At 63.7% G+C, this 9,782-nt stretch carries 8 protein-coding genes and 1 pseudogene; 1 reads left to right on the forward strand and 8 read right to left on the reverse strand.

Annotated features, from left to right (window positions below; translation table 11 throughout):
- Positions 1-42 precede the first annotated feature (42 nt).
- The 5 genes from APH36_RS07355 to APH36_RS07375 all read right to left on the reverse strand — a co-directional run bounded on the left by APH36_RS07355 (position 43) and on the right by APH36_RS07375 (position 7,160).
- Positions 43-1,068, reverse strand: coding sequence for a putative 2-aminoethylphosphonate ABC transporter substrate-binding protein (locus APH36_RS07355; protein WP_060498088.1), 1,026 nt, complete (start codon positions 1,066-1,068; stop codon positions 43-45).
- 18 nt (positions 1,069-1,086) lie between these two features.
- On the reverse strand, positions 1,087-2,811 hold the full coding sequence (locus tag APH36_RS07360) for a putative 2-aminoethylphosphonate ABC transporter permease subunit (protein ID WP_060498089.1): 1,725 nt from the start codon (positions 2,809-2,811) through the stop codon (positions 1,087-1,089).
- Position 2,812: 1 nt separating this feature from the next.
- On the reverse strand, positions 2,813-3,871 hold the full coding sequence (locus APH36_RS07365; protein WP_060498090.1) for a putative 2-aminoethylphosphonate ABC transporter ATP-binding protein: 1,059 nt from the start codon (positions 3,869-3,871) through the stop codon (positions 2,813-2,815).
- 157 nt (positions 3,872-4,028) lie between these two features.
- A complete protein-coding gene (locus APH36_RS07370; RefSeq protein WP_060498091.1) occupies positions 4,029-4,898 on the reverse strand; it encodes a LysR family transcriptional regulator in 870 nt (289 codons plus the stop codon).
- A gap of 9 nt (positions 4,899-4,907) precedes the next feature.
- Complete coding sequence (locus tag APH36_RS07375; RefSeq protein ID WP_060498092.1) at positions 4,908-7,160, reverse strand: heavy metal translocating P-type ATPase; 2,253 nt, start codon at positions 7,158-7,160, stop codon at positions 4,908-4,910.
- Positions 7,161-7,243: 83 nt separating this feature from the next.
- On the opposite strand from APH36_RS07375, the gene cadR reads away from it, so the two are divergent.
- Positions 7,244-7,687 carry a cadmium resistance transcriptional regulator CadR gene (gene cadR, locus APH36_RS07380; protein ID WP_016489679.1) on the forward strand — a complete coding sequence of 148 codons (444 nt, stop codon included), beginning with the start codon at positions 7,244-7,246 and terminating at the stop codon, positions 7,685-7,687.
- Positions 7,688-7,806: 119 nt separating this feature from the next.
- Here cadR and APH36_RS07385 read toward each other — a convergent pair whose 3' ends face one another.
- The 3 genes and pseudogenes from APH36_RS07385 to APH36_RS30635 all read right to left on the reverse strand — a co-directional run.
- Positions 7,807-8,778 (reverse strand): thymidylate synthase, encoded by a 972-nt coding sequence (locus tag APH36_RS07385; RefSeq protein WP_060498093.1) that lies wholly within the window; start codon positions 8,776-8,778, stop codon positions 7,807-7,809.
- A gap of 51 nt (positions 8,779-8,829) precedes the next feature.
- A complete protein-coding gene (gene lgt, locus APH36_RS07390; RefSeq protein ID WP_060498094.1) occupies positions 8,830-9,636 on the reverse strand; it encodes a prolipoprotein diacylglyceryl transferase in 807 nt (268 codons plus the stop codon).
- 16 nt (positions 9,637-9,652) lie between these two features.
- Positions 9,653-9,782, reverse strand: a pseudogene (locus APH36_RS30635) (TSUP family transporter); the annotation flags it as partial.

The following is a 9,782-nucleotide window of genomic DNA, read 5'->3' on the forward strand; positions in this document are numbered from 1 at the left end:
GCGGGTTTACCCGCGAAGAGGCCAGACCTGCAAAGTGAAGTGCTACTGCTGGGCCACCTTCTCCGACTTACCGTCATAGCGCTTGCGCCATTCAGCCAGAATCTGGTCGCGATTCTTCGAGGCCCAGGCAAAGTCGTTCTTGATCAGGCGCTGCTCATAGTCCGCAGGCAACTCGGTCTGCGGTTTGGCAATGCCCGGCGCCGCCAGCACCGCGAAGTTCTCCTTGTACAGCTCCATGGCTGCGGGGCTTGCCGAAAAATCGGCCAGACGCTTGGCCGCATTCGCCTTGGGCGAGCCCTTGATCACCGCAGTCGCCTCGATCTCCCAACCCAGGCCTTCCTTCGGCAGCACGATGTCCAGCGGCGCGCCCTGGCGCTTGAGCTGCACGGCCGGGTATTCGAACGAGATACCGATCGGGAACTCGCCCGCTGCCGCCAGCTTGCATGGCTTGGAGCCAGAGTGAACGTACTGCCCGATGTTCTGGTGCAGCGCGTCCATGTAGGCCCAGCCCTGTGGCTCACCGAAGGTCTGCAACCAGGCGCTCACGTCGAGGAAGCCGGTGCCGGACGAGGCCGGGTTGGGCATGACGATCTTGCCCTTGTACTCCGGCTTGGTCAGGTCCTGCCAGCTCACCGGTTTGCTCAGGCCCTGCTTCTCGGCCTCGACGGTATTGAAGCAGATGGTCGCGGCCCACACGTCCATGCCCACCCAGGCCGGTGGGTTGGCGGCATCGCGGTAGTTGGCTGCGATCTTGCCCAGGTCTTTTGGCGCGTAGGCTTCAAGCATGCCGTTCTGGTCGAGAACGGCCAGGCTGGACGCCGCCAGGCCCCACACGGCGTCAGCTTGCGGGCGGTCTTTCTCGGCCAGCAGCTTGGCGGTGATGATGCCGGTGGAGTCGCGTACCCACTTGATCTCGATGTCCGGGTTGGCCTTTTCGAAGGCCTGCTTGTAGCTCTTCAGTTGTTCTGCTTCCAGGGCGGTGTAGACCGTCAACTGGGTACCGGCGGCCGAAGCCTGTAGGCTGAACACGGCAGAAACGGCAGCGGCAAGTGCAAGGTGCTTGTACATGGGTAGGTTCCTTACAGGTCAGACGGTCGCGGCGCGTTGGCGCCAGGCTTGGGAGCGGCGCAGCAGGCCGCGTGAGGCTGCGGCCAGCAGCAGTGAAGCGCCGGCACTGGTCAGCAAAATCAGGGTGGACATGGCAGCAGCACCGCCCACGTTACCGGCGTCGTCCATGTTCAGCACGGCGACGGCAGCCAGAATGGTGTCGGGGCTGTACAGGAAGATCGCCGCCGACACGGTGGTCATGGCCGACACGAACAGGTAGCGGATGATATCCAGCAGTGCCGGCAGGCAAATCGGCACGGTCACCCGCACGAAGTGCTTGTACAGCGGTGCCTTCAGCGACAGCGCGGCGGCCTCGAACTCGCCGTCGAGCTGCCGCAGTGCCGTGGTTGCGGTCATCTGCGCGGTGGTCAGGTAGTGCGCAATGGTGCACACCACCAGCAGCCCCATGCCGCCATACAGCACATGCAGCGGGTTGCCGTTCAGGTTGAAGAAGAAGACGTAGCCCAGACCCAGCACCAGGCCAGGTACAGCCATGGGGATGAAACTGAGCAGGCGCAGCATCTGGTTGAGCAGGCGCTGACCTTGGGTTTTCTCCATCAGGTAAGCACCGGTGAAGATCACGATGCTGCCGATCAGCGCGGTGCCAATGGCCATGGTCACGCTGTTGCGATAAGCCAGCCAGCCGCCACCTGCGGTATCTTCGAACATGTAATGGCGCAGCGACAACGACAGGTTGTACGGCCAGAAGGTGACCAGCGAGGAATACACCGCCATGCCGATCACCAGCAGCAACGCCGCGCACACCAGCAGCACGATGGCCAGGAAGCAGGCATCTCGGCTGCGCGATGGCTTGGGCTCGAACACCTGGGCACGACCGCTCATGGCTTCGCCCTGGCGCCGACGCAGCCAGGCATCGACCGTGAAGCTGAACAGCGCCGGGAGCAGCAGGACCATGCCAATCAACGCGCCACGGCCGAACTGTTGCTGGCCCACCACCGCCTTGTAGGCCTCCAGCGCCAGTACCTGATAGTCACCACCGACCACGACCGGAACACCGAAGTCGGTGATGGTCAGGGTGAACACCAGGCAGAACGCCGCGAATACCGCTTGCCGCGTGGCTGGCCAGGTGATGCTGGTAAATGCCCGGCACGGGCCGGCCCCCATGCTGGAGGCCGCATCGAACAACCGGGCATCGGCCAACGACAGCGCCGACAGCAGGATCATCAGCGCATGCGGGAAGGTGTAGATCGCCTCGCCCAGCACGATGCCCCAGAAGCCATAGATGTTGTCGCTGAGCAACCCGCGCAGCAGCCCCTGGTTACCAAACAGGTAGACCAGCGCGATGGCCGGCAGCATCGACGGCGCCAGCAGCGGCAGCAGGGAAATCCCCCGCCACACGCCCTTGGCCGGAATCCGCGTGCGTTGCAGCGCATAGGCGAACAGGTACGCCAGCGGCACCACGATGGCCGCCACGGTGAACGCCACCGACAGGCTGTTGCCCAGCAACCAGTGGAAATTGTCGCTGGCGAACAGTTCGTGGGCTGCCAGCAGGCCGCCACCCTGGTCCGCGTCAGCGCTGAAGCCACGCCAGAAGATCGCCAGCAGTGGCATCAGCACAGCCAGCACCAGAAGGATCAGCAGCAGGCTCTTGCCGCCGACCACGAACAACCGGTCACCCAGGGCGACGCCAGCACGTGGCGCGGCGTTGGCCTGGCTCAGCGGCAGGGACATTGGCGCGGCCATCTCAGGCAAACACCTGCAGCCTCTGCGGCGGCAGGGCCACCCAGATGTCCTGCGAGCCCAGGCGCGGTATGGCCTCGGGGGCCAGTTCAGCCAGCAGGGCATGGCCAGGCAGGGCTTTGAGTTCGAAGCTCATGCGGCAGCGGTTACCCAGGAACGTAATCTCGCGGACCATGGCCGGGAACAGGTTTTCCTCGTGCACCACCGGGTTGACCGTGATTGCCTCCGGGCGGCAGAACAACCGGCCGCTGCTGGCCTGTGCCGAACCCGGCGCCAGACGCATGCTCATGGCGCCGACCTGGGCATGGCTGTCATCGTTGCGCTGGAACGGCAGCCAGTTGCCCTGGCCAACGAACTCGGCGACGAACGGTGTGGCCGGCTGGTCGTAGATTTCCTGTGGGGTGGCGTACTGCTCAACCTGGCCGTTGTTCATCACCGCAATACGGTCAGCCATCAGCATGGCCTCGTCCTGATTGTGGGTGACCATCAAGGTGGTAATGCCCAGTTGGCGTTGCAGCTGGCGCAGTTCGGTGCACAAGTGCTCGCGCACCCGTGCGTCCAGCGCCGACATGGGCTCATCGAGCAGCAACAGCGAGGGGGACGGTGCCAGCGCACGGGCCAGGGCCACGCGTTGCTGCTGGCCACCGGAAAGCTGGCCGGGGTACTTCTTCTCGCTGCCAGAAAGGCCCACCAGTTCAAGCATTTCAGCCACCCGCTGACGGGCCTGCTCGCGGCCACTGCCAGTCAGGCCGTAGGCAATGTTGGCCTCGACGGTGAGGTTGGGGAACAGCGCATAGGACTGGAACAGGATGCCGTAATCACGGGCCTGGGGCGGCAGTTCGGAGATATCGCGCTCGCCGATGTACAGCGTGCCGCGGTCCTGGCGCTCCAGGCCGGCGATGCAGCGCAGCAGCGTGGTCTTGCCACAGCCGGACGGGCCGAGCAGGCACACCAGCTCGCCGGCGGCGATGTCCAGCGAGACATCGTTGAGCGCCGTAAAGGCACCGAAGCGCTTGTGGATGTTGCGCACTTTCATTTGTGCGCCGGGGGTGGCGTGGTTCATGGCAGGGCCTCATCGAAGAGATGGGGGCCATGCTAGGCAGGCTGTGCGAAGGTTCTGTGGCTTTAAGGCAAAAGCAAGTGATAGTGGTATTGGCAGATTTTGTATTGGCCCTCAAAGGCCTCTTCGCGGGTAAACCCGCGAAGAAGCCCACACCGATCTAGAAATGCGAACCAGCCACTTCCTGCGCCACGCCCAGGAATGCAGCTGGCAACCGGGCCTGGCGCCGCTCCTTCAGGCAATACAAATACTCATGCATCACCGGCGCATCCTCCAGCGCCAGCACCCGTAATTCAGGGTTATGCGGCACCTCATGCCGGGCAATCACGCTGATACCGATATTGCGCAGCACCGCCTCGCGGATCGACTCACGGCTGCCGATTTCCAGCAAAGCCCCGGCCTTCACCCCGGCCTCCTGCAGCATCTGCTCGGTCAGCTTGCGCGTGGTCGAGCCCTTCTCGCGCATCAGCAGGCAATGCCCGGCCAAGACGTCGATGGACACCGCCTGGCGGTGGGCCAACGGGTGGTTGCGGTGCACCGCCACAACCAATGGATCCGTGCCCAGGACCCGCCGCACCAACCGGGCATCCTCCACGAGCTGCGACGAAGCGGCGATGTCCACCCGGTAGTCTTCAAGCATTTCCAGCACTTGCTGCGAGTTGCCGATCTCCACCGCCACTTCCACCTGCGGAAGCCGTTCGCGGTAGATCTTCACCAGGTCGAGGATGTAGTAAGGCGCCGTGGCGGCAATGCGCAGGGTGCCTTGGGCCTGGCCGCTGTTGCGCAGTTCGAACTCGATGTCCGCCTCTTGCTGCAACAGCGCCTTGACCATCGGCAGCAGGCGCACGCCCTCTTCACTCAACACCAGGCGCCGCCCGCCACGGTAGAACAGCTCGACCGCGTACTGGCTTTCCAGGTTGCGGATCTGCGTGGTCACCGTGGGCTGGCTGAGCCCGAGCTTCTTCGCCGCCAGGGTGATGCTGCCCAGGCGGGCCACCATGTAGAAGGCTTTCAGCTCCGAACTCAGCATGCACGTCCTCTATTTGCGCAGCAGGCGCAAGCCGTTGAACACCACCAGCAGGCTCACGCCCATGTCAGCGAACACCGCCATCCACATGGTGGCCATGCCAGCGAAGGTGATCGCCAGGAATATTGCCTTGATGCCCAACGCCAGAACGATGTTCTGCATGAGGATCGCCGCACTTTGGCGCGACAGCCTGACGAAGGCCGGGATTTTGCGCAAGTCGTCGTCCATCAACGCTACATCGGCAGTCTCGATGGCGGTGTCGGTGCCAGCCGCCGCCATTGCAAAGCCGATTTCGGCACGGGCCAGGGCCGGGGCGTCGTTGATGCCGTCACCCACCATACCCACCCGATGGCCTTGGGCGTAAAGGGCTTCGATGGTTTTCAGCTTGTCGGCCGGCAGCAGGTTACCCTCGGCGCGGTCGATACCCACCACGCCGGCGATGGCCTGCGCGGTATGCGGATTGTCGCCGGTCAGCATGACAGTCTTGATACCCAGCTCATGCAGTTCGGCGATGGCCTGGCGGCTGCTGTCCTTGACCGTATCGGCCACCGCGAACAGCGCCAGCGGGCCAGAGCGGTCGAGCAGTAAAACCACTGTTTTGCCCTGACGCTCCAGTGCATCCAGCTGGGCTTCCAGCGCGGGCGAGCACAGCCCCAGTTCTTCGACCAGGCGGTGATTGCCCAAGTGGTAAACCTCACCGGCAATGGTGCCACGCACGCCGCGACCGGCCAGGGCAGCGAAGTCATCCACTTCGCTCAAGACCAGGCCTTGCGCCTTGCCGAACTGGGCAATGGCGCGGGACACCGGGTGATCCGAGCGCTCACCCAGGCTGGCGGCCAGGGCTTGTGCGCGGCCTCCGAACAGCGGCTCCAGCACCTTGGCGTCGGTCTGCACAGGCTTGCCGTGGGTAATGGTGCCGGTCTTGTCCAGAGCCAGGAAGTCCAGGTGGCGACCGCCCTCCAGGTAAACACCGCCCTTGATCAGGATGCCTTTGCGCGCCGCAGCGGCCAGGCCGCTGACGATGGTCACTGGGGTCGAGATCACCAGGGCGCACGGGCACGCGACCACCAGCAGCACCAAGGCGCGGTAGATCCAGTCGAACCACGCACCGGCCATGAACAGCGGCGGAATCACCGCCACGGCCAGGGCGATGGCGAATACCACCGGGGTGTAGATGCGCGAGAACCGGTCGACGAAGCGCTGGGTCGGCGCCCGCGCGCCTTGCGCTTCCTCCACGGCCTTGATGATTCGCGCCAGGGTCGATTGCCCGGCGGCGGCAGTAACGCGAAACTCCAGCGCCCCCGCCTGGTTGATGGTACCGGCGAACAGCTTGTCGCCCACCGCTTTCTCTACAGGCAGGCTTTCGCCGGTGATCGGCGCCTGATCGACGCTGGATTGGCCGCTGGTCACTTCACCATCCAGGCCAATGCGCTCACCAGGGCGTACCCGCACCAAGGCGCCGAGGGCCACTTCACGCACCTCTACCTCGCGCCACTGGCCGTCGGCCTGCTGCACCGTGGCCATGTCCGGGGTCAGCTGCATCAGCCCGCCGATGGCATTGCGTGCGCGGTCCAGCGAGCGCGCTTCGATCAGCTCGGCGACGGTGAACAGCACCATCACCATGGCCGCTTCCGGCCACTGGCCGATCAGCACGGCGCCGGTCACGGCGATGCTCATCAGCGCATTGATGTTGAGGTTGCGGTTCTTCAGGGCGATCCAGCCCTTTTTATAGGTACCCAAGCCGCAGCCAGCAATGGCCGCCAGCGCCAATGCCGCCACCACCCATTCAGGCGCCAACGCACCAAAGTGCACGACTTCGGCGGCGATCGCGGCAATGCCCGACAAGGCCAGCGGCCACCAGCGGGTCTTGGCCGGTTGCGGTGCAGCGGCTGTGCCGTCATCTTCGGCACCAAGCGGCTCGGCCTTCATCCCCAGGCTGTCGATGGCCCGTTCGATATCGCCGGTGCCGTTCAAGGTATGGCGCACGCCAAGCACGCGGTTGATCAGGTTGAATTCCAGCTGCTCGATCCCGGCCAGCTTGCCCAGCTTGTCCTGGATCAGGGTCTGCTCGGTGGGGCAGTCCATGGCCTCGATACGGAAACGACTGAGCTGCGCCTGAGCACTGGCCGTTTCGGTCACTTGCACCCGAGACGGCGCGGCTTTGGAAGCGCAGCAGCTGTGCCCGTGGGCGGCATGGCCATGGTCGTCATCGCCATGGGCGTGATCGTGCGGGTGCTTGTGTTCGTGGCTGACAGGCTGGTTCATGGGGTCATCCTTAAATTGAGCCTGTTGCCAAGTGAACACCCTGTAGCCACTATAGGGTCAAGCCATTTGCTGGAGATTTCGTGATGAAGATCGGAGAACTGGCCAAAGCCACAGACTGCGCGGTGGAAACCATCCGCTACTACGAGCGTGAAAACCTTTTGCCCGAGCCTGCGCGCACCGAAGGCAACTACCGGCTGTATACCCAGGCCCACGTCGAGCGGCTGACCTTCATCCGCAACTGCCGCACCCTGGACATGACCCTGGACGAAATCCGCAGCCTGTTGCGGCTGCGCGACAGCCCGGATGACTCATGCGGCAGCGTCAATGCGCTGATCGACGAGCATATCGAGCATGTGCAGGCGCGGATCGATGGCTTGGTGGCGTTGCAGGAGCAGCTGGTGGAGCTGCGGCGGCGCTGCAATGCGCAGGGGAGTGAGTGCGCGATCTTGCAGCAACTGGAGACGAACGGGGCGGTATCGGTGCCGGATACCGAGCATTCGCATGTAGGGCGAAGCCACGGGCATTGACCTGAAAGCATTCGCGGGCAAGACCGCTCCCACAGGTACAGCGCAGCCTTCAACTGCGGCGCGGTCCCTGTGGGAGCGGGTTTACCCGCGAAGAGGCCAGTTCAGGCAGTAAAGATCTTTCAGACCGCCATCGGCGCCGTCATCGGCGCATGGTGCTCATACCCTTCAAGCCAGAAATCACTCGGCTCGATCTTTTCCAGCCACTCCGGCTCATACTTGCCGGTCTCGGCAAACGCCGGCACGCGATCACTGATCACCAGCTTCGGCGCCTCCAGCGGCTCGCGCTTGAGTTGCTCGTTCAGCATGTCCAGGTGGTTTTCATACACATGGGCATCGCCGATGAAGTAGGTGAACCAGCGCGGGGTATACCCGGTCAGGCGGCCGAACAGCGACAGCAGCGCCGCGCCTTCGGTGAGGTTGAACGGCGTGCCCAGGCCCAGGTCGTTGGAGCGGATGTAAAGGGTCAGGGAGATTTCCCTGGTCTCTACATTCGGGTGGAACTGGTACAGCAGGTGGCACGGCGGCAGGGCCATTTCGTCCAGCTGCGCGCAGTTCCAGCCGTGGAACAGGATGCGGCGGCTGCCTGGGTCGTTGGCGATGGTGTCCAAGCACTGGCGCACCTGGTCGATGGCCTTGTACAGGATGACGAACGCGACGCCGTCCTCTTCGTCCTGAGCAATGCGACGGAAGCCTGCCTTTTCGGCCATTTCGATGGCCGCCGGGTTGCTCAGCGGGATGCGTTTGTAGCCCGGCCACTGGCGCCATTGCACGCCGTAGATCTCGCCCAGGTCGTCATGGCCCTGGCGGAACGGGTTGGCCAGCCACTGGGCGTTCTCGTTGGCGTTCTGGTCCCACACCTTGCAGCCCAGCTCGCGGAATTCACCGGCGTTCTTCACGCCACGCAGGAAACCGACCATTTCGCCAATCGCCGACTTGAACGCAAGCTTGCGCGTGGTGATGGCCGGAAAGCCCTTCTGCAGGTCGAAGCGCAGCATCGCGCCCGGCAGGCTGATGGTGCGGATGCCGGTGCGGTTTTCCTGCAGCGTGCCGTTGTCGATAACGTCGCGGACCAGGTCCAGATACTGTTTCATGGCTTACCTGTAGCAAAAACGGCAGGGGGATCGCCCCTGCCGTGGGATTAATCAGGCGGGTTTCGCCGTGGGCTTGCGATTATAAGCCCACCAGATCAGGCCGAGGCCAGCCAGGATCATCGGCACGCACAGAATCTGACCCATGGTCAGCCAGCCCCAGGCAATGTAACCCAGCTGGGCATCCGGTACGCGGACGAATTCGACGATGAAGCGGAAGATGCCGTAGAACAACGCGAACATGCCCGATACCGCCATGGTCGGCCGTGGCTTGCGCGAGAACAGCCAGAGGATGACGAACAGCGCCACACCCTCAAGGGCGAACTGGTAGAGCTGCGACGGGTGGCGCGGCAACTGCGCCGGGTCGCTGAACGGCGGGAAAATCATCGCCCATGGCACGTCGGTAGGCTTGCCCCACAGTTCGGCGTTGATGAAGTTACCGATACGCCCGGCGCCCAGGCCGATCGGCACCAGTGGGGCGACGAAATCCATCAGTTCGAAGAACGACTTGTTGTTGCGCTTGCCAAACCACAAGGCCGCCAGCATTACGCCAATGAAGCCGCCATGGAACGACATGCCGCCCTTCCACACCTCGAAGATCAGCGTCGGGTTGGCCAGGTACTGGTGCAGGTCATAGAACAGCACATAGCCCAATCGCCCGCCGACAATTACCCCCATCGACAGCCAAAACACCAGGTCGGACAGCTTCTCACGCGACCAGGTAGGGTCAAAGCGGTTCAGCCGGCGCGAGGCCAGCAGCCAGGCGCCGCCGATGCCGATCAGGTACATCAGGCCGTACCAGTGGATTTTCAACGGCCCGAGGGCCACGGCCACGGGGTCTATCTGCGGGTAAGGCAGCATGGAACTTCCTCTCGATTCAAATCAAAAAGCTGAGGCCGACACAGAACAGCAGTGCTGCGAACAGGCGCTTCAACAAACGGGGCGACAGCTTGTGCGCCAGGCGCGCGCCAAAGCGGGCGAAAAACATGCTGGTCACGGCAATGCCG

This window comes from Pseudomonas sp. NBRC 111133, from assembly GCF_001320605.1.
GTDB classification, from domain to species: domain Bacteria; phylum Pseudomonadota; class Gammaproteobacteria; order Pseudomonadales; family Pseudomonadaceae; genus Aquipseudomonas; species Aquipseudomonas monteilii.